The sequence below is a fragment of the Gammaproteobacteria bacterium genome, from assembly GCA_015709635.1.
In the GTDB taxonomy this organism is placed as follows: Bacteria; Pseudomonadota; Gammaproteobacteria; order Burkholderiales; family Nitrosomonadaceae; genus Nitrosomonas.
Genome location: CP054180.1, coordinates 627,604 through 651,411, shown reverse-complemented (window position 1 = coordinate 651,411; position 23,808 = coordinate 627,604). Strand labels below are relative to the sequence as shown.

Annotated in this window: 23 protein-coding genes; 5 read left to right on the top strand and 18 right to left on the bottom strand. The window is 51.0% G+C overall.

The window, feature by feature from the left end:
* Positions 1-127 precede the first annotated feature (127 nt).
* The 16 genes from HRU78_02930 to HRU78_02855 all read right to left on the bottom strand — a co-directional run bounded on the left by HRU78_02930 (position 128) and on the right by HRU78_02855 (position 17,989).
* Positions 128-2,491, bottom strand: coding sequence for a phenylalanine--tRNA ligase subunit beta (locus HRU78_02930; protein QOJ22732.1), 2,364 nt, complete (start codon positions 2,489-2,491; stop codon positions 128-130).
* A 35-nt stretch (positions 2,492-2,526) separates the two neighbouring features.
* Entirely contained in the window at positions 2,527-3,546 is a 1,020-nt protein-coding gene (pheS, locus tag HRU78_02925; protein ID QOJ22731.1) for a phenylalanine--tRNA ligase subunit alpha, read from the bottom strand.
* A gap of 116 nt (positions 3,547-3,662) precedes the next feature.
* A complete protein-coding gene (gene rplT / locus HRU78_02920) occupies positions 3,663-4,022 on the bottom strand; it encodes a 50S ribosomal protein L20 (GenBank protein ID QOJ22730.1) in 360 nt (119 codons plus the stop codon).
* A 12-nt stretch (positions 4,023-4,034) separates the two neighbouring features.
* Positions 4,035-4,232, bottom strand: a complete 198-nt coding sequence (gene rpmI / locus HRU78_02915) for a 50S ribosomal protein L35 (protein QOJ22729.1) — start codon at positions 4,230-4,232, stop codon at positions 4,035-4,037.
* A gap of 88 nt (positions 4,233-4,320) precedes the next feature.
* Positions 4,321-4,875, bottom strand: coding sequence for a translation initiation factor IF-3 (gene infC, locus HRU78_02910; GenBank protein QOJ22728.1), 555 nt, complete (start codon positions 4,873-4,875; stop codon positions 4,321-4,323).
* A gap of 50 nt (positions 4,876-4,925) precedes the next feature.
* A complete protein-coding gene (gene thrS / locus HRU78_02905; GenBank protein ID QOJ22727.1) occupies positions 4,926-6,833 on the bottom strand; it encodes a threonine--tRNA ligase in 1,908 nt (635 codons plus the stop codon).
* Between the two features lie 93 nt (positions 6,834-6,926).
* Entirely contained in the window at positions 6,927-7,682 is a 756-nt protein-coding gene (locus HRU78_02900; protein QOJ22726.1) for a hypothetical protein, read from the bottom strand.
* A 163-nt stretch (positions 7,683-7,845) separates the two neighbouring features.
* Entirely contained in the window at positions 7,846-8,547 is a 702-nt protein-coding gene (locus tag HRU78_02895) for a NapC/NirT family cytochrome c (protein QOJ22725.1), read from the bottom strand.
* Complete coding sequence (locus HRU78_02890) at positions 8,547-9,266, bottom strand: cytochrome C554 (protein QOJ22724.1); 720 nt, start codon at positions 9,264-9,266, stop codon at positions 8,547-8,549. The genes HRU78_02895 and HRU78_02890 overlap by 1 nt, the downstream gene beginning before the upstream one ends.
* A gap of 100 nt (positions 9,267-9,366) precedes the next feature.
* Positions 9,367-10,401 (bottom strand): hydroxylamine oxidation protein HaoB, encoded by a 1,035-nt coding sequence (gene haoB, locus HRU78_02885; protein QOJ22723.1) that lies wholly within the window; start codon positions 10,399-10,401, stop codon positions 9,367-9,369.
* Positions 10,398-12,110, bottom strand: a complete 1,713-nt coding sequence (locus HRU78_02880; GenBank protein QOJ22722.1) for a hydroxylamine reductase — start codon at positions 12,108-12,110, stop codon at positions 10,398-10,400. Before HRU78_02880 ends, haoB begins: the two co-directional genes overlap by 4 nt.
* Before the next feature lie 339 nt (positions 12,111-12,449).
* The gene (locus tag HRU78_02875) at positions 12,450-13,166 is read right to left on the bottom strand and encodes a hypothetical protein (GenBank protein ID QOJ22721.1); all 717 of its coding nucleotides are present in this window, start codon (positions 13,164-13,166) and stop codon (positions 12,450-12,452) included.
* 132 nt (positions 13,167-13,298) lie between these two features.
* On the bottom strand, positions 13,299-14,546 hold the full coding sequence (gene glcF, locus HRU78_02870) for a glycolate oxidase subunit GlcF (protein QOJ22720.1): 1,248 nt from the start codon (positions 14,544-14,546) through the stop codon (positions 13,299-13,301).
* Positions 14,547-15,620, bottom strand: a complete 1,074-nt coding sequence (gene glcE / locus HRU78_02865; protein QOJ24888.1) for a glycolate oxidase subunit GlcE — start codon at positions 15,618-15,620, stop codon at positions 14,547-14,549. It abuts the gene before it with no gap.
* Between the two features lie 4 nt (positions 15,621-15,624).
* Complete coding sequence (locus HRU78_02860; GenBank protein ID QOJ22719.1) at positions 15,625-17,079, bottom strand: FAD-binding protein; 1,455 nt, start codon at positions 17,077-17,079, stop codon at positions 15,625-15,627.
* 4 nt (positions 17,080-17,083) lie between these two features.
* Positions 17,084-17,989, bottom strand: a complete 906-nt coding sequence (locus tag HRU78_02855) for a 2-hydroxy-3-oxopropionate reductase (protein ID QOJ22718.1) — start codon at positions 17,987-17,989, stop codon at positions 17,084-17,086.
* A 35-nt stretch (positions 17,990-18,024) separates the two neighbouring features.
* On the opposite strand from HRU78_02855, the gene HRU78_02850 reads away from it, so the two are divergent.
* Positions 18,025-18,228 (top strand): hypothetical protein, encoded by a 204-nt coding sequence (locus HRU78_02850; protein ID QOJ22717.1) that lies wholly within the window; start codon positions 18,025-18,027, stop codon positions 18,226-18,228.
* 14 nt (positions 18,229-18,242) lie between these two features.
* Positions 18,243-19,412 carry a L,D-transpeptidase family protein gene (locus tag HRU78_02845; protein QOJ22716.1) on the top strand — a complete coding sequence of 390 codons (1,170 nt, stop codon included), beginning with the start codon at positions 18,243-18,245 and terminating at the stop codon, positions 19,410-19,412.
* A gap of 82 nt (positions 19,413-19,494) precedes the next feature.
* Here HRU78_02845 and HRU78_02840 read toward each other — a convergent pair whose 3' ends face one another.
* Positions 19,495-19,887, bottom strand: coding sequence for a hypothetical protein (locus HRU78_02840; GenBank protein ID QOJ22715.1), 393 nt, complete (start codon positions 19,885-19,887; stop codon positions 19,495-19,497).
* Between the two features lie 278 nt (positions 19,888-20,165).
* Between HRU78_02840 and HRU78_02835 the strand changes: the two genes are divergently transcribed.
* Positions 20,166-21,161 carry an isoaspartyl peptidase/L-asparaginase gene (locus HRU78_02835; GenBank protein QOJ22714.1) on the top strand — a complete coding sequence of 332 codons (996 nt, stop codon included), beginning with the start codon at positions 20,166-20,168 and terminating at the stop codon, positions 21,159-21,161.
* Here HRU78_02835 and HRU78_02830 read toward each other — a convergent pair.
* A complete protein-coding gene (locus HRU78_02830; protein QOJ22713.1) occupies positions 21,158-22,975 on the bottom strand; it encodes an adenosylcobalamin-dependent ribonucleoside-diphosphate reductase in 1,818 nt (605 codons plus the stop codon). The genes HRU78_02835 and HRU78_02830 overlap by 4 nt on opposite strands.
* Positions 22,976-23,137: 162 nt before the next feature.
* Between HRU78_02830 and HRU78_02825 the strand changes: the two genes are divergently transcribed.
* Together HRU78_02825 and HRU78_02820 are read left to right on the top strand one after the other, a co-directional pair.
* On the top strand, positions 23,138-23,410 hold the full coding sequence (locus HRU78_02825) for a BrnT family toxin (protein QOJ22712.1): 273 nt from the start codon (positions 23,138-23,140) through the stop codon (positions 23,408-23,410).
* Positions 23,397-23,651, top strand: coding sequence for a hypothetical protein (locus HRU78_02820; GenBank protein ID QOJ22711.1), 255 nt, complete (start codon positions 23,397-23,399; stop codon positions 23,649-23,651). The genes HRU78_02825 and HRU78_02820 overlap by 14 nt, the downstream gene beginning before the upstream one ends.
* Positions 23,652-23,808 lie beyond the last annotated feature (157 nt).

The window sequence follows — 23,808 nt, the reverse complement described above, 5'->3', positions numbered from 1 at the left end:
ATCATTAAGTTATAGCACTTTTTCTTTTAATAAAAAGAAATTAACAGCTTCTCTCAACCGTTAATCCGTACAAAATAAGAAACTCATTAAATTTGGAAAATCAATCGATGCTGATATTCTGCATCCATCAATTGCGTAGTGTTGCACCGAATTTATTTTTCAATACTGTGATCAGGTTTGTTACTGCAAAATCAGCTTCTTCGTCTGTCAATGTTTTCTCAGTATCTTGTAACAACACCCGGAATGCAAGACTTTTTTTGGCGCTTTCCATTCCCTTGCCACGATAAATATCAAATAACGAAATGTCCGACACGATCGCTGATTTCTCTGCATTCATAGCGGTCAGCAAAGAATGCACAGTGGTATTCTGATCGACGATAATGGCAATATCGCGCCGTACCGGTGGAAATTTAGAAATTTCTTTAAAAATGGGAACGGTTTTAAACATCAAATTCCCCACCTCCATTTCAAACAACACGGCGCTCCTTTGCAATCCATATTTCTTCTGCCAATGCGGATGCAATTCACCCAACCATCCAATCGGCCTATCGTCGATGACGATTTGTGCCGACTTTCCTGGATGCAATGCCGGATGGGAGAATTTCTTGAAATGGATAACTTTACCTTTGCATAAAGCTTCCACATCGGCTTTGACATCATAAAAATCAACACTTCTCGCCGGCACGCCCCACTGCTCCGGCGCCGCATCGCCATAGCTCAGTCCCGCAAGTTTTTCTATTTGCTTGCAATCACTTTCGTCATCCCTAATAAAACAGCAACCAATCTCAAACAGACGCACTCTGGTTTGCTTGCGGTTCAAATTAAATTGCAGATTGGAAACCAAACCGCCTATCAAGGTACTGCGCATAACGTTCATATGACTCGCAATCGGATTCTGTAATGCGATTGGTCTGTTGTTGTGGGCCAACTCAAGCTCCCAGCCGGAGTCAACAAAAGCATAGTTAACCACCTCCTGGTAATCGCGCGCGATTAGGGATCGCTTAATATCCATCGTGGTATATTTCGTTTCCGATGCAGGCAGCATCGCCATCCCACCGTTCGGGTAATGCACCGGAATCCGGTCATAACCGTAAATCCGCGCCAGCTCCTCAATGAAATCCTCTTCAATCGCCAGATCAAATCGGTAGCTTGGAGGCGTCACACTAAAGACATCCGCACCTACTAAAAATTCGAACTGCAGGCGCTTGAAATAGTCACTGATCTGCGGCTTGCTGACATCAATACCTAGTATCCGTTTTATCCGCTCAACGCGCACGTTCACAGCAGGCCGTTGCGGCAGTTTATGCTTGATCTCGGTAACCGGGCCTGCCTTGCCGCCACAGATGGCTTGTAGCAGATAAGTGGCGTATTCCAATGTATCTTTGGTTGCCGCGAAATCTACGCCGCGCTCGAAGCGGTAAGCGGAATCGGAACTGAATCCCAGTTGAAAAGATTTACCGCTGATGACATCCGGAGTAAAAAATGCGCTCTCTAAAAAAATATCCGTCGTACCTTGCGTCACCCCGCTATCCAGCCCGCCCATAATACCAGCCAGCGCCAAGGGCTTTTGGTCATCCGCGATCAGCAGCATTTTGGAATCGAGATCGACTTGATTACCATTCAGCAATCCAATTTTTTCCCCCGGAGCGGCGTACCGAACCCGCACAGTACCGGCGATTTTAGTGAGATCAAACGCATGCATGGGTTGTCCGGTTTCCAGCAATACATAATTGGTAATATCGACAACCGGATTGATCGATCGTATCCCGCTACGCTCTAACCGCTGCGTCATCCATAGTGGCGTTAACACATTGAGATTAATACCGCGTATAACCCGGCCGCAATATAATGGGCAAGCTTCGCCGGCAACAACATGCACAGCGCGTGTATCATCCGTTTCAACAGGAATCGATTTCTTTTCCTGCGAAGATAATTCCGTAGAAGTTATCGCCGCGACTTCGCGCGCCACACCTGCGATACCAAGACAATCGGCCCGATTCGGTGTTAGTTTTAAGGTAAAAACATGATCGTCCAGACCGTAGTAACTACGAAAATCCATGCCTACCGGCGCATCGTCGGGAAGCAATAACAAGCCATCGGCAGCATCGCTGATACCCAATTCCTTCGCCGAACATAACATCCCGGAAGAATCCATGCCGCGCAACTTGGTTTTTTTTATGGTAAAGCCCGGCAACGTTGCGCCAATCAATGCACATGGAACCTTCACACCCGCACTGACATTCGGCGCACCGCAAACAATCTGCAATGTCTCTCCAGCTTTTCCCGTATTTACACTACAAACTTTCAGCCGGTCCGCCTCCGGGTGTTTCTCGACGGTCAGCACTTCAGCCACAATCACTTTATCAAACACAGCCGCAACCGGCTCGATGCTTTCCACTTCGATTCCTGCCATGGTCAACGCGTGCGCGAGTTCATCGCTGGAAAGCGGCGGATTGACAAAACTACGCAGCCAGTTTTCTGAGAATTTCATAAGATTCTGTTATGAATGACAGTAAGTTAATTGATTCAATTGAATTGTTTGAGAAAGCGCAGATCGTTCTCAAAAAATAACCGTAGATCATTGACACCGTACCTGAGCATTGTCAGCCGCTCCACTCCCATTCCGAAAGCAAACCCAATATAGCGTTCGCTATCGATTGCAACATGTTTCAACACATTGGGATGCACCATCCCGCATCCCAGTACCTCCAGCCAGCCGGTGTGACTACAGACACGGCACCCCTTTCCATCGCACATAACGCAACCGATATCCATCTCCGCAGAAGGTTCGGTAAATGGAAAAAAAGACGGACGGAACCGCACCGGTAAATCATCGCGTTCAAAAAATTGCGCCATGAAATTTGCCAAAACACCTTTTAGTGCGGAGAAACTGGCATTTTCATCAATCCATAATCCTTCCACTTGATGAAACATCGGCGTGTGCGTCACGTCGGAGTCGCAGCGGTAAACACGTCCGGGTGCGATCACCTTTATCGGCGGTTTATTGTTTTGCATATAGTGGATCTGCACTGGCGATGTATGCGTACGCAGCAAGTCGCCATTATCAATATAGAACGTATCATGCATTGCCCGGGCAGGATGATTTTCCGGGATATTCAGCGCAGTAAAATTATAAAAGTCCGTCTCTATTTCCGGACCTGAAACCACATCAAACCCGATTGAATGAAATAGTGCTTCGATCCTCAGCAGCGTTTGCGTCACCGGATGTAAACCGCCAATACCGGCCCCTCTACCCGGCAGCGTAATATCCAATGCTTCTTCAGTTAATTTCGCTTCCAGCTCTTTTTCCTGAATTGCATTGCGCCGGGATTTAAGTGTCGCTTCCAGCCGATTCTTGGCTTCATTGATTTGACTTCCCATCGCGGGACGCTCTTCGGCGGGCAGCTTACCCAGTCCCTTGAGTAATTCAGTCAGCACACCGCTCTTACCCAGATAGCGTGCTTTGACATTCTCCAGTTCAACAGGATCCTCAATGCTATCCATCAGAGTAGTTGCTTCGGTGATAATTTCTTCCAGGTTTTTCATGTCAACAAAGGCATTAAGATTTAATCGGCAGCTCACCCTACGCCATATTTCACTTACAACAAAAAGGGAGGCTCAGGTTCCACCCGACCTCCCAATATCGATTTACTTACGTTTGATTAAGTTGCCAGGCTCGCTTTAGCTTGTGCTGCAATTTTTTCAAAAGCGCTTTTATCGAATACAGCCAAATCAGCCAGCACTTTTCTGTCTACTGCAATGCTAGCTTTCTTCAGCCCATTCATAAATACACTGTAAGACAAGCCATATTCACGAGCAGCTGCATTGATACGCGCAATCCATAAGGCACGGAACTGTCTCTTGCGCTGACGGCGATCCCGGTAGGCATACTGACCGGCCTTCATAACCGCTTGCTTGGCTATACGGTAAACATTTTTGCGCCGTCCGCGATAGCCTTTAGCTAAATTCAATATTTTCTTGTGCCGCGCATGAGCGGTTACACCACGTTTTACTCTTGGCATGACTATCCCCCTTTAGGCGTACGGCATCATAGCGCGAATCGAAACTACATTGGTGGCATGCACTGCAGCAGTGCCTCGCAGCTGGCGCTTATTTTTGGTTGTTTTTTTAGTCAAGATATGGCGTTTGAAAGCTTGTGAGCGTTTGACACTCCCGCTCGCTCTAACCTTAAAGCGTTTTGCTGCGCCACTTTTAGTCTTCATCTTAGGCATGATTACTCCTCTTTAACATGAAGCCAGGTGTTTTCATGATTGAAAAACTTTCCCAACCTGGCAATCACTTATTATTTAACTCAATTTTTCACGAAACTGCTGATGAGCCTTCCACTGCAGCTTTTGATTTATCAGCTTTGGCATCTTTTCTTTTGGGCGACAACACCATCACCATTTGCCGTCCTTCCATTTTAGGAAATTGTTCCACTACTGCGAAAGCTTCCAGATCACCTTTTACTCGTTCCAGCAATCGCATACCGAATTCCTGATGCGCCATTTCACGTCCGCGGAATCGTAATGTCACTTTAACCTTATCCCCTTCATTCAGGAAACTAATCAAACTTCTTAGTTTGATATTGTAATCACCTTCATCCGTATTCGGTCTGAATTTAATTTCCTTGATTTGAACTTGCTTTTGCTTTAATTTCGCGTCGTGTTTCTTTTTACTTTCCTGATAGCGAAACTTACCATAATCCATCAAGCGACATACCGGCGGCTGCGCTGTTGGCGCGATCTCAACCAGATCAACCCCCGCTTCTTCTGCTAAGGCGTTTGCTTCAGCAAGTGAAACAACACCGACTTGTTCTCCATTCACACCAATCAACCGTACTTCTGCCACATCGATCTCTTGATTGATGCGCACTGATTTTTCCTGAACTATGGCAAATTCTCCAAGAATCGTTAAAAAGAAATTTATACTTTTGCAGAAAGGTCATCATCAAGACGCGCAACTAATGCTTCTAACGTCATTTGACCCAGATTATCACCCGCGCGATTACGTACAGCCACCGTCTTCGTTCGCACCTCTTCATCCCCAACGATGATTTGATAGGGAAGCTTCTGCAAGCTATGCTCGCGGATTTTATAGGTTATCTTCTCATTTCTCAAGTCCAAGGCAACTCTAATTCCCTGTTGTTTCAATTGCGCGGCTACTTCTTGTGCATAATCGGTCTGCGTACGCGAAATATTGAGCACGACAACTTGCTCTGGGGATAACCACAACGGTAATGCGCCGGCATAATTTTCCAACAAAATACCGATAAATCTTTCCATGGATCCGAGGATCGCACGATGCAGCATAACCGGTATTTTCCGCGAATTATCTTCAGCTGCATATTCCGCACCCAAGCGATCTGGCATAGAAAAATCCAATTGCAATGTCCCGCATTGCCACACTCGTCCAATACAATCTTTCAGCGAGAACTCAATTTTAGGACCATAAAACGCACCCTCCCCCGGTTGCAATTCCCATTCCAGCTTGACCTCACCTAATGCAGCTTTTAGCGCTGCTTCCGATTTATCCCATTGCTCCTCAGATCCCACGCGTTTTTGCGGCCGGGTTGAAAGTTTAACCATCAACTCCTTAAAGCCAAAATCGGCATAAACGACTTTCAGCAGATCAATAAATTTCACCACTTCATCTTGAATTTGATCCTCGGTGCAAAAGATATGCGCATCGTCTTGTGTAAACGAGCGCACCCGCATGATGCCATGCAGCGCTCCGGATGCTTCATTGCGGTGACACGAACCAAACTCGGCTAAACGTATCGGCAGCTCCCGATAGCTTCGCAAACCTTGATTAAAAACCTGTACATGACCCGGACAATTCATCGGTTTGATAGCAAAATCACGTTCATCCGAGCTAGTGGTAAACATATTCTCGCGAAAGTTTTCCCAATGACCCGAGCGCACCCACAAATCTTTATCCAAAATTTGCGGTGTGCGAATTTCCAGATAGCCATTTTGACTTAATATACTTCTCATGTACTGTTCAATCTGCTGCCACAGCACCCATCCTTTAGGATGCCAAAACACCATTCCTGGTGCCTCGTCTTGCGTATGAAACAGATCAAGCTGCTTGCCAATTTTACGGTGATCCCTTTTCTCCGCCTCTTCTAAGCGATGTAGGTAATCTTTCTGATCGTCCTTATTAGTCCATGCAGTGCCGTAAATGCGCTGCAACATTTCGTTATTGGAATCACCGCGCCAATAAGCTCCAGCAACCTTCATCAGTTTGAAAACTTTTATTTTTGAAGTTGCCGGCACATGCGGTCCTCGGCACAAATCGGTAAAATTTCCCTGTGAATACAGCGACAAGTCTTCATCACCTGGAATAGATTCGATGATTTGCGCTTTATAGTGCTCGCCTTGCTCTTTGAAAAAATTTATCGCTTCCGAACGCTCCAATACTTTTCGCTCAACCTTTAAATCCCGCTTGCTGATTTCCAGCATGCGCTTCTCGATAGCTTGCAAATCTTCCGGTGTGAATGGCCGTTTATAAGAAAAATCATAATAAAACCCATCGGCAATCACTGGTCCAATCGTCACTTGCGCATCCGGAAACAATTCTTTTACTGCATGTGCGAGCAAATGCGCACACGAGTGACGGATAATCTCCAATCCATCAGCATCTTTTTCAGTAATAATCGCGAGTTCACTATCATCTTGAATCCGGCTATTTAAGTCGACCAATTTTCCATTAACTTTTCCGGCAATGGCCGCTCGAGCCAAACCTGGTCCAATTGATGAAGCAACATCCAGTACAGTGATAGGATGATCAAAAGTGCGCTCAGATCCATCTGGCAAACGTACGACAGTCACAGAAATTCCTTCCACGTAATCAGATAATTAATTGATTCTACTTTATTCTAACAGTTTCTATTTAAATCTCTGAAAATTCTTCACAAGCTGTGGTCATTTAATTAGCGATGTTTTATACCAGCTGCTCATTTTTTGCAAACCACTCAGAATTTTGGGAGAAAAACCTATCGCTACCGCATCGACTAGACAATACCAAGCTGCAACACCGCTCGGCGGATTTCCTTGCGTCCAATTGAAAACCGGCTCTATTGATGCCCATTTCCATGTACCTGCCGCCGTACCTATAATTTCCAGCCAGGTGCAAATGAAAAAGGCCCCCAAATAAACCATCGGTGATCGCCCTTTGAATAAACAAATAACAAAAATGCAAAATAAAAATGCACCAACTTGATCCCCTTGTTCAGGTATACCACTGATCCCCCACAGCGACCACAAACCACCCGTAATAATTACAAAAGTAGCTAGCTTCCTGGCATTGATTAAGAAAAATCTCGAGCGCGATAATGCAACTGCTGTCAAATACACCATACCGTGACCCGGCGGCACATAATGCGGCACATTTCCGAAGCGGTAGGTATAACCTTCCATATAAATCGACGCAAAATGCTCCCCGGCTGTTGCGAATGCCACGGCGACAACCACCTGCATCCTTACTTCTTTATTCTCACCGACCAGCAATCCAAACAGAAAAATCCAAGCGATTACGCCTAATAAATTCTGCATTTCCTTCGCTGCACTGCCATCGATTACCAAGCTGATCGCAACACAAAAAAAAGTAAAGCCCGCAATAAAATAATCTCTATTTCTATGCGGATAGTCAATATTGGGACTTGGAAAATGATCCAGCATTTTTAACGAAACCTTACTGTAATAAAAAGCCCGCCATAGGCGGGCTCCTTAAACTTTCTGATATTATTCCAGCACTTGTTTAACAAAATTTTAATTAACAAATACCTGACAATATTTTGTTTAATTTATATATTTGTTGAGTGAATTGTAAAGAAAGTGAAAATTACTCCTCATCGTCATCGTCCTCATCATCTGAGGCTTCCGAGCTCGTAGCTGAGCTGCCAGCACCGCTGCTCGCACCTTCGCCTTCATCCTCGTCCTCTTCCTCGTCTTCCCCTCCACCACCTTCATCCTCTTCCTTCACCAATACCAGCTTACCCGCCTTCAAGCTCGCATTCAGGTCGGTCTTCGGTGCTTCTTCATGCACCAGGTTCTGATGGCAGTCTATGCATGTCGCACCTTCCGTCTTCAGCTTCTTGTGCGCTTCCTGCGCATCCGCTCCCGGCGGATTCGGGTTCTTATGGCAGTCCCGGCACGTGATGCTGTCCCATTTCTTCAGGTTCATCCGCGCATCGTGCGCCATGATCAAACGACGCTCGTTAAACTTCTCCAGCGTCGAGTAGTCATTCATCAGTTCCAGGTACAGTTCTCTCGCTCCGTCCACTGCGTGGGTATATACGGCCAGGTGGAAGTTCTTGAACCCTTGCGGTATGTGACAGTCCTTACAGCCAGGATTCACCCCCAGTGCGCCGTAGTGCGTCGATTGCTTCAGTTCCTTTTGCGTATAGGTCATCGAGTGGCAGCTGGTGCAGAATTCTTCGGTCGATAACGCCGCTTCTCCGCCAAATACGACCGCTACCAGTACGATGCCCAGCAACCCGCCTGTCAGCAGTGTGCCTATCGCTCCTTTTTGTATGCCTGTCATTACTCTTTTCCTTTATCTTTTTTGTCCCCTGTCTTTTCCTTGGCGCTGGCTTGGAATTCGTCATGGTACTTGAATTTCGGTTCGCCTACGAAGGTGCCGTCCAGTTTGTAGTGTTCGTGCATTGCTTTGACGTCTTTGACCATTTTGTCAAAGTCAAAAGTGTATTTTGCATCGACTGCCGGGGTGAATGGGGTATAAGGGGCTTTCGCGCCTTTCCAGGGTGAGCCTTCGTAGTTCAGGTGGCATGCTGCGCAGGCTTCTTCAAATTGGAAGTCTTGCCCTTTGTCGGCAACCACTTTGCGTTGTGTGGTGGTGCCTTTGCTTTCAAATGCTTGTCCTGCTTTGCGGTGATCCCCGCGGTAGTTCTTTCCTGGGCCATGGCAGGATTCGCAGCCGACTGCCGCCAGCGGTTTTTTCGCTGCGTCTATGGTGTAGCCGCCTTTCTTGCCGAAGCCGTCAACGTGACAGCCTACGCAGTCTTTGTCCTGGGTGTAGTCTTTTTCCGGATCCAGTTTGGCTTTAACTTTGGCTTCTTTGCGCGCACCCGGTTTTAACGATTCCATCGCTTTGGCGTGTGCGGTGCCTTTCCAGGATTTGGCTTGCGATTTGTGGCAGGAGCTGCATTTCGCGCGTCCTTCAAAGGTGTCCGCTATCGCTGCACCTGAAAAAAATGCGGCCGTCGCCAGAACAGCCAGTATATAGGTTATTGGGTGTTTCATCCTTCTCCTCCTTTATGCTTTTTTAATTCAAGTTTTTGATGGCTTCGTATTGTACGCTATCGCCGCATTGTGTAAATGGCTATTTTGCTCGCGTTTCCGCCTACGGTAGTTTGTAGACCCAGTAGCCGCCTTGTTGGTAAATCAGTTGCGCTACGTCCAGTTCCGTCGGGGCTTTTTTGTCGACAAACGGTAGCATTCTGGCCAGCAGGGTTTGGCTGCTTTTTTCGTCGCTCAAAAAGAATACTCTGATTTCTTCGTCCGCAACCGATTGCAGCGTGTAGGTGTTGAAGTCGTTTTCCTTCAGTTGCACTTTCATTTGGTTGATCATGCCGTGCATGTTGCCGGTCATCGGGAAGTTCTGGAACGCTACGCCGATTTTGTCCGGGTGCATGAGCCCTGCTTTGTACAGGTCGGTGACGTGGACGATGAGGTAGGTTTCCCGGTCTGAGCCTACCAGTTCCCGCAGTTGTTTGACGCCTTCTTCCGCAGGGGCGGTCAGGGCTTCGCTGAAACGCTTGAATTGTGCGCGTTCTTTTTGACTGGCTTTGCTTCCCCAGAATTGGTTTTCATACGCTTGGATCGCTTCGCTTTGTTCCAGCCAGGGTACCGGTATCATCAGCGGTTCGTTCAGGTGGCTGGTGAAGAGTGTGTCGTTGCCGGTGAGCAGTTTGATTTGCCGCGAGGTGTCCCACCATGACAGTATCAGGGCGTCTTTCGGTGCGTGCCTTTTGATCACCGCGGCCAGTGCGCTGAGTTCCGATGGTTTGCGGTCGAAGTTGTACAGTATTTCGTTGGTGCTGTTCTTCCAGTAGATCAGTACCGGTGCTTCATCGTCCTGCCGCGCTACCATGAATTCGGCAATCGGTTTGGCTACTCCGTCCGCTTGTACTTTGTATTGACTCAGTTTCAGTTCCGGCCAGCCCGATAGGTCCATTTTGCTGAACTTCTCGCTATTGCCTTCCGCAACCAGTTGATAGTGATAGGGGACAGGTACCGGCTTGAACCATAAATACGCAAACCAGCCCAGTAAAAGCAAACCTCCCGTCACCAGGAGGATTCCTAATGACGGGAGTAGTTTGTCTCCCGATGACCGCACTGCCTTGGCTGTGCGGTCTTCTGCGTTAGCGCTTATCAAGCTTCGCTTTGCTTACGTTTGCGCCAGCCTGCCAGTGCCAGTGTTCCGGCTAGCAGCATGCCACCGCCTAAACCGCCCAGCGAGATTTTCTCTGCTGTGCCGTCCAAGTCGAGTAGGCTGGTTTTCTTGCTTTCAAGATTTTTAACACGTTCTTGCAGTGCAACCATTTCACGGATGCGGGTGTTTTCGTCTTGAATTTCAACGTAGGCGCGGTTGATCGGACCCCAACCTTCGGTGTAGGTCCAGCCGCCCGGGTTAACGTGCGCCAGGCCTACGTGCATTTTGGCCAGGTCGTTTTCATGCATTTCCAGCACTTTCAGTTCGATCGCTGCAGGGCTGTTGCCTTTCGACCAGAACAGTTGAGCAAAGTAGGCGTAGCCTTCTTTTTCCGGTGCAGGTGGTGCAGGACGGTTGGTTTTTTGTCCTGTCAACAGGCCTTCTTTGTACAGTTGGTGTACGATGGCGTTGGCTTCTTGGTATTTAGCCAGTCCTTCCAAAGTGCCTTTGTCCATCAGGTCGAGGTAGGAGCGGGCAAAACGTTCCGAGTGGCATTGGGTACAAGTAACCACCCATGAGTCCAGACGTTTTTCCGACCATTCGCTCTTGATGTTTTCCGCAATTCCAGGAACAAACGGGTAGTTCGCCCAACGGATTTTTCTGACCATGTTGTGGCTGTATTCGCCTTCGTATTCCATGTGGCAGCCGGCGCAGGTCGGTGCGCTTTGTTTGCCCACTGCATACGCGTCTTTCAGCGGTGCTTCCCAGTTCCATTGGTTGCCCAGCATGCCGACAATTTTGCCGTGTTTGGACATGGAGTACGCTTCCCAGTTGTTGTGGTCTACGCCGCTGTGACAGGTTGCGCAGGCTTCCGGTCTGCGGGATTCCGCTGCTGAGAATTCGTGACGGGTGTGGCATGAGTCACATTTGTTTTGGTTGGTGTGGCACATCGAGCAGCCTTCGGCTACTTCGCGTTGCGGCATCGCCGCCCATACGGTGGTTTCCACGTTGGCTTTGTAGTCCAGTGCGTGCGATGGGCGTCCGTCCGGCCATTGGTCGTGCGGCCAGATCATCGTGTCGCGTTCCGATTCGCGTTCCGCAAATTCTGCCAAGTGACAGGTGCCGCAGACGTCCGCCGTCGGCATTCTGATGTCTTTGGTGTGGTCGGCTTTTTTCTTCGCGCCAATGTCGACGTGGCAGTCGATACAGCCAACTTCTTTCAGGTTTTCCCCTTCAGCCAGTCTGCCCATCGAGCGCAGGTTCTTTTCGATGTCTTCCAGTTTGGCTTTCTTATAAAAAGTAGGTTCGCCCGCTTTCAAATTGCGAATCTTGTCCAGGTTCGCATGGCTGCTACGCTTCCACGCTTGTACCCATACCGGTGATTCGTCGGTGTGGCATTCCACGCATTCTTTGCGGCTTGCCACTTCTTTGTTAGTGGTCGGTGATTTGTAAAATGTCGCCGGGTCCAGGTAAATCCCGTACGGTATCGGTTCCCAGTATTGCGCCAGCGTGCCCCGTCCCGCTCCTTGCGCAGGATCCTTGTAGCGCTTCACTAACGCTTCGTGCAGTTCCTTCGGCGTTACTTTCGCACGATCCAGTTTCAGTGCTTCGTATAATTCGTTCGGTACAGTCGGTATGTCAGCGTGCGCCGCTCCTATCAGCAACCCTCCCAGCATCACCGCCAATACCTTCGGCCATAGCTTGCCTTTCATCTCTCTCTCCTTTGGTTTTCCATATTGCTTCCCTTATACCTTACTTACCTATTTCTCTTCTTCTTGTTCTCGACCATCCTTGAATACCCCCAATACCAGCCAGTATCCATAACGACTCTTTCGCTGTCCGCTCTCTTACTCTACCTTCAAAAAACCAGACAGCATGCCTCCCGTAGACTACTGAGTCACCTCTTCACTGTCAAGGGTTTTAACCTGATATCGTAACGTAGGAATAACCGTTACTAGCCATTAATCCAAGGAATCAAATTGCACCACTTGATCAATCATAAGCTTGCAGCGCAATTTGTTGTAATCCGGTTTTCAACACTAAAAGATAGTTTACGATGAAGCTTCCGATGCTTTCTTGCGGCGCATAAAATAGAACGCAGCACCGCCACCCGCAACAACGACTAATAAAACGATTTCCATCATGCCAAGACCGCCGCCATGACTGCCATGTCCGCCGCCTTTACCCACACCTAATGGTATTTTGACGACTGTTTTAACATTACCAGCATCGTCTTTTTTTTCCAGTTGCACTGCATACTGGCCTTTTTCCTGAATATTGGCTGCCACGACGATAATTCCTGAATTATGCTTTTGCGCTGGCATATAAACGATACCATGCTCAGCAGCCTCGTGGCCCGCGTGCTCATCATGATTCATGCCTTCGTGGCCCGCGTGATCACCCGCCGCCGCTGGCTTTTGCTCAGCAGATGCAGCCGGTTTGGCGCCATGCCCTTCATGTCCATCCTTAACCAGACGGACTGCCAAAGGAATCTCGCGCGCTTCATCCGGCAACTCGATGGTCAAATTCACTTTGCCGGTGTTCGGCAGATTTTCGCAAAACGAATGCATCGGCGGTATGCCACCTTCCGGCACTTCATAGGCACTGAACGTTACCGGGAATTCACCGGTTTTGATCGTACAACCGCCAGCATCATGATGACCTTCATGAGCGAGCATCAATTGCGCATACGATGGCATTGCCAAAAAAGATGCCAATACTGCACCGCCGAATTTTGTTACCCAACCGCTTTTTAAAACAATCTTCATATCTTCTCCAATTGATTATCTGTAAGCTTATTACTCATTTATGCATGTTCAGCAATTCCGCCGGAACAATTCAGCCCGGGATTGTATAACAAAAAATTTAGAATATTAATCGAAATGAAAACTTTTACCACTTCAACCGCCGGATAACCGCTCGTCCAGCAGCTCAATCCAATGCTTCACTGAAAGTGAAGTACCAGTCTGCAAATGCATCAAACAACCGATATTCGCAGTGGCTATCCGATCGGGTTTGCCCGATTCCAGCGCGGTAACTTTATTTTTCAGCAGTTGCTGCGAAAGCTCCGGCTGCAAAATGGAGTAAGTACCGGCTGAACCGCAACAAAGGTGCGCATTGGGCACGACAGTTAAATCAAAACCGGCAGCCATCAGGATTTTTTCGACGATGCCACGAATGCGCATGCCGTGTTGCAGCGTACAAGGCGAATGGAACGACAACCGTCTTTCTTCAGCTTTAACGCTCTGCTGCGCGAGCAGCCGCTCAACATTTTCCAGTTCAGCATACAGCACTTCGCTGATATCCTTGGCAAGCATCGAAATCCTAGCTGCTTTCTCGGCATACGCCGCATCGTGCTGCAAAAAATGTCCGTACTCTTTCACAGTTACGCCGCAACCGCTGGCTGTGACTACAATCGCCTCGGCCTCTCCCCGCTCAACCCATGGCCACCAGGCATCGATATTGCGGCGCATATAATCCAACCCTTCCTGTTGTGCATTCAGATGGAAAGCGACCGCGCCACAACACCCGGCATTTTCCGCGGTTACCAGCGAAATCCCCAGATGATCCAGTACGCACGCGCTAGCGGCGTTGATGTTCGGCGCCATTGCCGGTTGCACACAACCATCCAGTACCAGCATTTTGCGTGCATGGCGCACACCGGGCCATGCTTTCGTTGCACTGGGTTTACCCGGAATTTTTCTTTTCAAACTTTCCGGCAACAACGGTCGCACCGTTTGGCCAACCTTAAACAATGCATTAAACAACACCGCATTGGGCAAAACCTTACGCAAGGTAAAACGCATCACCTCGGCACGGATATCGCGCTTGACCTGTTTTTCAACAATCCCGCGGCTGATATCCACCAAAGCGCCATAACGCACCCCCGAAGGACAAGTCGTCTCGCACGCGCGGCAAGTCAGGCAACGATCCAGATGCGCTTGCGTTTTTTGCGTCACCGGCTGTCCTTCCAGCATTTGCTTCATCAGATAAATACGTCCGCGCGGGCTATCCAGTTCGTCACCCAGAATTTGATACGTCGGACAAGTCGCCAGGCAAAAACCGCAATGCACGCAACTGCGCAAAATAGCGTCGGCTTCCTCGCCTTGCGGTGAATTTTTTATAAAATCGGCAAGCTTCGTTTGCATTTAAATTCCGGGATAAAGCCGGCCGGGATTGAAAATTCCCGCCGGATCAAATTTTTCTTTCAAGGCGCGATGAATTTTCATCAGCGCGGGCGGCAAAGGATGAAACACTGCAGCACGCGCCGCGTCGGCGTGAAACAAAGTGGCATGACCGCCGGCCTCTTGAGCCATCTGCCGGATGATCTCAGCATCAGTACCGCTATCGGAACACAGCCAGCGCAAAGCGCCATTCCATTCCAGCAACTGCTCGCCAGACAGATTAAAAGATGGCACAGTCGATTTAACCGATAAGCGCCAGAGCTGCTTATCCGGTTGAAAAAAATCATGCGTATGTTCGCGCACCGATCGCCAAAAAACAGCATCGTGTTGTACTTCCTCGCCACCCAGCTTCAGCCGCGCAGCACGCACCGCCGGTTCGGCACCGGAAAGTCTGACAAACAGCTGGTCACCGGTGTAACAAGTTGCGGAAATCGGCAGCGGCTTGCCAGCCCACTGATTCATTTTCTCGATCGCAGCCGTTTCATCCATGAGCAAGCACAGCGTTGCCTCAACAGCCGGTTTGGGTAAAACTTTCAGCGATACTTCAAGCAACACGCCGAGCGTTCCCAGTGCTCCCGCCATCAACCGGGCAACATCGTAACCGGCGACATTCTTCATGACCTGCCCGCCAAAACGCAAATCCTCGCCTTTCCCATCGAGCATGCGCACACCCAGCACGAAATCGCGCACACTGCCGGCAGCGGCGCGGCGCGGACCGGACAATCCGGCGGCAACGCAGCCGCCCAAGGTAGCAGCCGCATCGAAATGCGGCGGCTCGAACGCCAGCATCTGGCCATGCTGATCCAACGCCGCTTCCAAATCCGCCAGCCGCGTGCCGGTACGCGCTGTGATCACCAGCTCGGTCGGCTCGTAATCGACGATACCGTGGTAGCCGGTCATATCGAGCAATGTGCCGTGCTGTTCCGCAACCGGATTGCCATAAAAATGCTTGGTGCCGCCGCCACGAATTTGCAGCGGGGTTTTATTTTCAACCGCAGCGCGAATAGCTGCTTGGTACTGATCGATCATGGTTTGCATAGCATCAAAAACGCGGCAGCTCAGCAAATTTTTGCTCGCCACGATGCACATGCATCGCCCCCAGTTCCGCGCACCGGTGTAATTCAGGCACCGCTTTGCCCGGATTGAGCAAACCCGCCGGATCGAACGCCGCCTTCACGGCATGGAACATGGCCAGTTCGCCGCTGCCGAATTGTGAACACATCTGATTGATTTTTTCCATTCCCACGCCATGTTCTCCGGTGATCGTGCCACCGGCATGAATGCACATTTCCAGTATTTTTCCGCCGAATTCTTCGGTTCTTTCCAATTCGCCGGGCTTATTTGCATCGTACAGGATCAGCGGATGCAAATTGCCGTCACCGGCATGAAATACATTCATGCAACGCAAACCGTATTCTTGCGACAATTCTTCAATGCCGCGCAGTACATCGGCCAGCCGTTTACGCGGAATGGTGCCATCCATGCAGTAATAATCTGGAGAAACCCGGCCCGCGGCGGGAAAGGCCGCTTTACGGCCAGCCCAGAATTTAAGCCGCTCGGCTTCGTTATGCGAGGTGCTGATATTAATCGCACCGCTTTGCTGCATGATGGCATTCACCCGCTGAATTTCATCCGCCACTTCCTCGATGCTGCCGTCCGATTCGCACAGCAAAATCGCCTCGGCATTCAGATCGTAACCGGCGTGCAGGAATTCCTCCACCGCATGAATCGTAATCTTATCCATCATTTCCATACCCGCCGGAATGATGCCTGCGCCGATGACATTCGCCACCGCGCTGCCCGCCTTCTGCACATCGTCAAACGCCGCCATGACGAGCTGCGCTTTTTCCGGCACCGGGATCAGTTTCACGGTGATTTCCGTGACGATACCGAGCATGCCCTCGCTGCCCGTCATCAGTGCCAGCAAGTCATAACCCGCGCTATCCAGGCTATCACCACCGATTTCCAGGCACTCGCCGTCGATGGTCAGCACGCGCAACTTGAGAATATTGTGCACCGTCAGGCCGTATTTCAGGCAATGCACGCCGCCGGAATTTTCCGCAACGTTACCGCCGATCGAACAGGCGATTTGCGACGAAGGATCCGGCGCGTAGCACAAACCGAACGGCGCCGCCGCTTCGCTGATCGCCAGATTGCGCACGCCGGGTTGCACGCGCGCGGTGCGTGCCAGCGGATCGATGGCGATGATTTGCTTCAGTTTCGCCAGCGACAACAAAACTCCCTGCGCATGCGGCAACGCACCGCCGGATAAACCGGTACCCGCACCGCGCGCCACCACCGGCGTTTGAGTGGCATGACAAAGCTGCAATATTTTCACAACCTGTTCTTCGCTGTGCGGCAGCGCCACGATCATCGGCAATTGCCGGTAAGCGGACAAACCGTCGCATTCGTACGGTTTCAAATCCTCGGTTTCGTGCAAAACCGCATCGGGCGGCAAAAAAGACCGCAGTTGATTGACCAGTTCTTGAGCAGACATATGCTTATTCAGGGTGTTTTTGGATTTCGTGGTTAGCGAGTTTTTCCAGCATTTTAACAATGGCGGAATTATCCCATGTTGCGCCGCCATGCGCGAGACAAGCGGAAAACAATTCGCGCACCGCCGCCGTGTTCGGCAAGCTCACGCCCAGTTCGGCAGCACTTTGCAACGCGATATTCAAGTCCTTGTGATGCAATTCGATGCGGAAACCCGGCTCGAAACGCCGCTCGATCATGCGCTGCCCATGCACCTCCAGCGCCTTCGACGCAGCAAAACCACCGAGCAACGCATGCCGCACCTTGCCCGGATCGACACCGGCTTTGGATGCGAACAGCAACGCTTCCGCCACCGCTTCGATCGCCGACGACACCACGATTTGATTCGCAACCTTGCACACTTGCCCGGCACCGACGTCGCCGATATGCGTCACCGTTTTCCCCATCAATTCCAGTACCGGTTTGATTTTTTCAAACACCGCCGCACTTGCGCCGACCATGATCGTCAACGTGGCATTCTGCGCCCCCACATCGCCGCCGGAAACCGGCGCGTCGGCGTAGTCGTGCCCAAGCGCATTCAACCGCGCGGCAAATTCGCGCGTCGCCAGCGGTGAGATCGAACTCATGTCGACGATGATCCGGCTCCGGCCAGGATCGGCTTGCAACCCTTCGGTCACGCCATCCGCACCGAACAACACTCTCTCCACATCCGGCGTATCCGGCAGCATCGTAATGACGATATCCGCATGCTGCGTAACCCTTTTGGGCGACGATAACGCACTGCCGCCCAGCTCGATCAAATCGGCGGGCACGCCGCTGCGCGATTGTAAAAACAGGCGGTGCCCGCCTTTGATCAAATGCCCCGCCATGGGCTTGCCCATGATGCCGAGACCGATGAAACCGATAGTGATCATATTTATAAAAGTTGATTGGTTAAAATTTTGAACCGATGACGAATAATGCTGCTGATCCGTGTCGCTATTATCTGGCAATCATACTGGCAATCGATTTTTCCGGTCAAAAAATGTGTGACGATCTTTCATCCTTTACATCAAATGACGATGAAAATACCTTGATTCATTTCGATGAATGGTTGTGTCATGGTAAAAAACCCTGTAAATTTATCGCCATGGGTCACGCCATTTTTTCATAATATTATTGATTCTTATGAATAAAAATAAATTATTATCCCTGCGTGACGGTCTCGCATGCGGTTTTTGCGCCAGTGTATTGCTTCTGAGCGGTTGCCAGACATTTTTAACCGAACCGTCACCACCCCTTGCCCCGGTAGTCAAATCATTGCCTATTCCGGTGGCCAGTCATGAATTCAGTTTCGATTCCGCGCGCGACGATGTCGTCGGTAAATTGCAAGTAATCACCGCCGGCGAAGACGATACGCTGTCCGACATCGCACGGCGCTTCAACCTGGGTTATGAAGAAATCGTCAGCGCTAATCCCGGTATCGATCCGTGGTTGCCGAAAGCGGGTACCAGGATTGTGATTCCCACGCAGTTCGTGCTGCCGGAGGGGCCGCGCCAAGGGATTGTGATCAATCTCGCCGCGATGCGCTTGTTTTATTTTCCCAAAACCAAAGCCGGAAAGCCGCAACGAGTCATTACGCATCCGGTCGGTATCGGCCGGGTGGAATGGAAAACACCGGAAGGCATGACGCGCATCGCGTCGAAAACCGCCAATCCGAGCTGGATTCCGACACCTTCGATCCGCCGGGAGCACGCCAAAAACGGCGATCCATTACCCGCCGTGGTGCCACCCGGACCGGATAACCCGATGGGCACGCATGTGCTGAAACTCGACTGGCCGAACTACGCCATCCACGGCACCGACAAACCGCCGAGCATCGGCTTGCGCGGCAGCCACGGGTGTCTGCGCATGTACCCGGAAGACATCGTGTGCATTTATCACGATGTACCGGTCGGCACGCCGGTTCGAGTCGTCAATCAGCCACGTTTGCTCGGCTGGCGCGGCAATCAGTTGTATCTGCAAGCGTATCAAGTTCTCGAGGACGACAAGCGCAATCACGCCAGCTTGCTGAAAAAATCGTTAAGCAGCTTGCGCGCAACGCCAAAAGGCAAACGCGATGGGCGGCGCCAAGCCAAGATCAATCAAGCGCTGCTCGCCGAAACAACCCGCAACCCGCGCGCCATTGCCATACCCATCACGCAGCCGGATTTAACGGTACAAGCCTACGTTGGCCGCGCCACGCGAGTGCAGAATACTTTGCCGTTCAACGCGACTTGGAACGGTGACATGGCTGGGCAATTGACGGCGGCCGAGGTGTTGGAAATGGCGAGTGAGGAATCCAACCAAGTACGGTAGTATCCATTTGCCCATTTAATTTGATATCGGTTGGTTTGTAAATTCTCACAAACCAACCTGATTGATTTAATAACTCAAAATACTAGAAAAATACTTGCGCCGCAGTACCGGACAGTGGCGTAATGGTATAAAAGTCAAGCTGCCCGATCACCGGGAGGATTGAGAACCGATGTACGGTTGTTATACCCTCAGTATGGATTGGCAAGGATTGAGATGCTTGGAGATTGACTCGCGGTAGCAGCACGCTGAAGGTCGTTCCACCAGAATCGATCGTCAAACGAGTCGTAACACTGACGATGGTACCGATCTCGGTTTCGACACGACGAATTTGATCTCCGCTGAAGCTATGCGTTTGATGCAAATCCTGGTAAGAGAAATGCGGTTTACCATCAAACCCGGAAGTCGAATAGCTGACATGAATATTCTTGCCACTTAGCACATACATGTTAGGTTCTACGAATTGAATTTTTGCCATGATACAAGCCCTCGTAATGTGGAAAAATGTTCGCTTACTCAATTTGGCAAGATGCGCCAAGATCGCACTATAACTGCTCCGGTTTCAAATCATTGTGAGAAAAGTCACACATGCTATCAATGACTGAATAAACGAGTCACTCTGGTAATTCAGCGTTTTGTATTCCGGTTTGGCAAATACCGATCCGGCGTGCAACGTCACTTGTGGAAACTTGAAAAATTAGTTTGTAATAATATCTGTACACCTGAAATAACCGTCTTTCTCTTTGCCTCCCGCTCATGACCATACCAACGAATAGCATGTCTATTAATCATCCACCCATACGTTTGGTCATTCACGGCGGTGCCGGGGCAATCGACCGCAAGCGGTTGACCGCAGAGCGCGAGCAAGCCTACCGCCAAGTGCTGGCGGAATCGCTGCTCGCCGGTCATGCGGTGCTCAAAGCAGGCGGCAGCAGCATTAATGCCGTGATTGCCGCCATCGTAGTCATGGAGGATTCGCCGTTGTTCAATGCCGGCAAGGGCGCGGTGTTCAGTCATGAAGGCCGGAACGAGCTGGATGCGTCGATCATGGATGGCGCCACGCGCATGGCGGGCGCTGTTGCCGGAGTCACCACGATCCGCAACCCGATCCGCGCTGCGCATGCAGTCATGACGCAAAGCGCACATGTACTGCTGATCGGCCGGGGAGCTGAGGATTTTGCCGCCGGACACGGTTTGGAAATCGTCGATCCGTCCTATTTCTATACGCAACACCGCTGGGATCAACTGCAAAAGGCCATCGCGCAAGAGCAGGTTCTGCGCGATCACGATATGGAATCCGCACCATCGCCGCCCAGCGGTGATGAAAAACACGGCACCGTGGGCGCCGTGGCGCTGGATTGTCATGGCAATCTGGCTGCCGGTACTTCAACCGGCGGACTTACCAACAAACGCTTCGGGCGCGTCGGCGATTCGCCGATCATCGGCGCCGGCACTTACGCGGACAACCGCTCAGTCGCGGTATCCGCAACCGGCAGCGGCGAAGTATTCATCCGTGCTGCGGCAGCGTTTAATACGGCAGCGCAGGTGCGGCTGCAACACATCCCACCCGCCGAAGCAGCCAGTCATACGCTCGACGAAATCGCCGAACTCGGCGGTGACGGCGGTTTGATCGTGCTGGATGCGCAAGGCCGCTACGCGCTGCGCTTCAACACCAGCGGTATGTTCTGCGGCAGCATCGGCAACGACGGCGTTGCACGGACGGGTATTTTTCCGCAAGACTTGGATTATTAGTCCGCTTCCCGTTCCAAACCGCAGCAATGCGGTGGCGCATGTTGCGCATCCGGCTTATGCAGAATCTCGCCTGTCACCACATTGGGCCGGAACGTGGTGCAGCCTTTCAAGCCCAGATCGTAAGCTTGCTGATACAGATCGCTGAATTGCGCAAAATCGTAATCCGCCGGTATGTTGATCGTCTTGGAAATCGCTTGGTCGGCGTACGGCTGAATGGCGGCTTGCATGGACAGATGCTCGGCTGGTGTCAGTTCGTGCGCGGTAACGAAAGCCGGTGGCAAATTTCCGCTTGCGCAGTCTTTGTGCCATAAGGCGGCGGCATAATCGATCACTAGAAAATCCGCATAGCAGCCATCGCGCTTGAGCACCCGCCGCGTGTAGCAACTATCGAATACCGGCTCCAATCCGCTGGAAATATTGTTGGCCAGCAAGCTGATGGTCCCTGCCGGGGCGATGGCGGTCAGATGACTGTTGCGGATGCCGTGCTGCGCAATACTATCGCGTATCGATTCGGGCAAGGTTCGCACAAAAGCACCGGCCAGATATTTTTCCTGGTCGAACAGCGGAAACGCGCCCTTCTCCCGTGCAAGCTCAACCGAAGCCTGATAAGCCGCGTGACAGATGTGCTGCATGGCAAGCTGCGCGATTTGCACCGCGGCGCTGCTACCGTAGCGGATTTGTAGCATGATCAACGCGTCGGCTAAACCCGTCAGCCCCAGACCGATGCGGCGCGAGCGCTGCGCCTGTCCGGCTTGGCTGGCTAAGGGAAAACGCGAAACATCAATGACATTATCGAGCAGGCGCACGGCAATCGCGGCTGTCGTAGCGATCGCATCCAAATCAAGCCGCGCTTGCGCGCTAAAAGGGTCGCGCACAAATTGCGCGAGATTGATCGACCCCAGATTGCAAGCGCCATAAGGCGGCAACGGCACCTCGCCACACGGATTGGTGGCATGAATCGTTTCGCAGTAATACAGATTATTCAGCCGGTTGATGCGGTCGATGAACAGCACGCCCGGTTCCGCGTAATCGTAGTTGGCGCGCATGATGTTCTGCCACAACGCGCGTGCCCGGATGCATTTGTACACCTTGCACGGCACCGCATCGCCGTAACCCGGCCAGGCGCGCAAGAGCAGCTCTCCGCCAATTTCACTCTCATTTGCGGGAAAAACCAGCGGCCATTCTTCGCCGCGGCTGACGGCAGTCATGAACGCATCGCTGACGAGCACGGAAACATTGAAATGCCGCAACTGGCTGCGATCCTGTTTGGCGGCGATGAATTCCTCGATATCCGGATGATCGCAGCGCAACGTGCCCATCATCGCACCGCGCCGCGCGCCGGTAGACAGAATGGTTGCGCACATGCTGTCCCAAATGCGCATAAACGAAACTGGCCCGGAAGCCACCGACCCGGCACCGGCGGCTTGCGCACCGCGCGGGCGCAACGTCGAAAAATCATAACCGACCCCGCCGCCCTGCTGCATGGTCAACGCGCCTTCCTTGAGCGCATCAAAAATACCATCCATCGAATCGGTGATCGTTCCCATCACAAAACAATTAAACAGCGTCACCTGATGCACGGTCCCCGCTCCGGCCAGGATACGTCCACCGGGCAGGAATTTAAAATCGCGCAGGATGCCGTAAAAACGCATCTGCCAATAATCCGCATTATTTTCCGGCGCAACCAGCACTTTCGCGACGCGCTGCCAAGTGTCTTCGATGCAAGCATCCAGCGCGGCACCGCGTTCATAGTGACGATATTTGGTATCCCAGATGCGCTGGGCGATGGGGGTGGTGAAATGGGGGTCATTCATGGTTCTTTTGGGCAGTACTGTTCAGACAACAAGCGTCTTTGTTGACAACGTAAATTCTGAATCAATCCGGATGCGTACACGCATTCTCAATCTGTGAACTTATCCATTTCAAAATACTATAATATCAATAATATTACGTGACGAGTCGGATGCTGATCGGCCATGAAATTTGACTGGGATTCAAAGAAAGCGGAAACCAATCGCCGGAAACACGGTGTTTCATTTGACGAAGCGGCTACAGTTTTTCTCGATCCTCATGCGGTATCTGGCCCGGATCCCGATCATTCTGCGAAAGAAGAACGGTATATCACATTCGGTTGTTCCAAGCTTGGCCGTTTGCTGGCAGTCTGCCACACTTACCGGCCGGGTACGATTCGAATTATCAGTGCACGCCGCCTGACGCGAGGCGAAAGGAAAATCTATGAAGAAGGATAAGGAAGACATGCGCAAAAGCTACAAGCGTTCCGATTTCGCAACACTGGAACGAGGAAAGTTCTTTGCTGAAGTGGCTGAGGGCACATCCGTCGTGCTGCTGGAACCGGAAGTGGCAAAAGCATTTCCCACGTCGAAAGCGGTCAACGAGGCCTTGTCGGAGCTGTTGGCGTTGACTGAGAAAACGGCGCGTTTAACACGACGTTCAACTAAAACGCGCTTAAAAGCAGAGAATACCGAATAAATTTGCTCCGCGCGCCCTGCACCTCTCCCCACGGCAAGACCGCGGGGTATTACGGCGCAGAAAAACAAAAAAATGGCGCGCTACGCTGACTTCAAAAACACAAACTATAATGCTCCCCGTGGCAAGATCACGGGGAATTGCAAGTTAATCATACAAG

Bases quoted from the DNA above. Each gene is read 5' to 3' on its own strand.
- HRU78_02930 (QOJ22732.1), bottom strand. From the start codon at position 2,491: ATGAAATTCTCAGAAAACTGGCTGCGTAGTTTTGTCAATCCGCCGCTT.
- pheS (QOJ22731.1), bottom strand. From the start codon at position 3,546: ATGAAAAACCTGGAAGAAATTATCACCGAAGCAACTACTCTGATGGAT.
- rplT (QOJ22730.1), bottom strand. From the start codon at position 4,022: ATGCCAAGAGTAAAACGTGGTGTAACCGCTCATGCGCGGCACAAGAAA.
- rpmI (QOJ22729.1), bottom strand. From the start codon at position 4,232: ATGCCTAAGATGAAGACTAAAAGTGGCGCAGCAAAACGCTTTAAGGTT.
- HRU78_02900 (QOJ22726.1), bottom strand. From the start codon at position 7,682: ATGCTGGATCATTTTCCAAGTCCCAATATTGACTATCCGCATAGAAAT.
- HRU78_02895 (QOJ22725.1), bottom strand. From the start codon at position 8,547: ATGACAGGCATACAAAAAGGAGCGATAGGCACACTGCTGACAGGCGGG.
- HRU78_02890 (QOJ22724.1), bottom strand. From the start codon at position 9,266: ATGAAACACCCAATAACCTATATACTGGCTGTTCTGGCGACGGCCGCA.
- HRU78_02880 (QOJ22722.1), bottom strand. From the start codon at position 12,110: ATGAAAGGCAAGCTATGGCCGAAGGTATTGGCGGTGATGCTGGGAGGG.
- HRU78_02875 (QOJ22721.1), bottom strand. From the start codon at position 13,166: ATGAAGATTGTTTTAAAAAGCGGTTGGGTAACAAAATTCGGCGGTGCA.
- glcF (QOJ22720.1), bottom strand. From the start codon at position 14,546: ATGCAAACGAAGCTTGCCGATTTTATAAAAAATTCACCGCAAGGCGAG.
- glcE (QOJ24888.1), bottom strand. From the start codon at position 15,620: ATGCAAACCATGATCGATCAGTACCAAGCAGCTATTCGCGCTGCGGTT.
- HRU78_02860 (QOJ22719.1), bottom strand. From the start codon at position 17,079: ATGTCTGCTCAAGAACTGGTCAATCAACTGCGGTCTTTTTTGCCGCCC.
- HRU78_02855 (QOJ22718.1), bottom strand. From the start codon at position 17,989: ATGATCACTATCGGTTTCATCGGTCTCGGCATCATGGGCAAGCCCATG.
- HRU78_02850 (QOJ22717.1), top strand. From the start codon at position 18,025: ATGACGAATAATGCTGCTGATCCGTGTCGCTATTATCTGGCAATCATA.
- HRU78_02845 (QOJ22716.1), top strand. From the start codon at position 18,243: ATGAATAAAAATAAATTATTATCCCTGCGTGACGGTCTCGCATGCGGT.
- HRU78_02840 (QOJ22715.1), bottom strand. From the start codon at position 19,887: ATGGCAAAAATTCAATTCGTAGAACCTAACATGTATGTGCTAAGTGGC.
- HRU78_02835 (QOJ22714.1), top strand. From the start codon at position 20,166: ATGACCATACCAACGAATAGCATGTCTATTAATCATCCACCCATACGT.
- HRU78_02830 (QOJ22713.1), bottom strand. From the start codon at position 22,975: ATGAATGACCCCCATTTCACCACCCCCATCGCCCAGCGCATCTGGGAT.
- HRU78_02825 (QOJ22712.1), top strand. From the start codon at position 23,138: ATGAAATTTGACTGGGATTCAAAGAAAGCGGAAACCAATCGCCGGAAA.
- HRU78_02820 (QOJ22711.1), top strand. From the start codon at position 23,397: ATGAAGAAGGATAAGGAAGACATGCGCAAAAGCTACAAGCGTTCCGAT.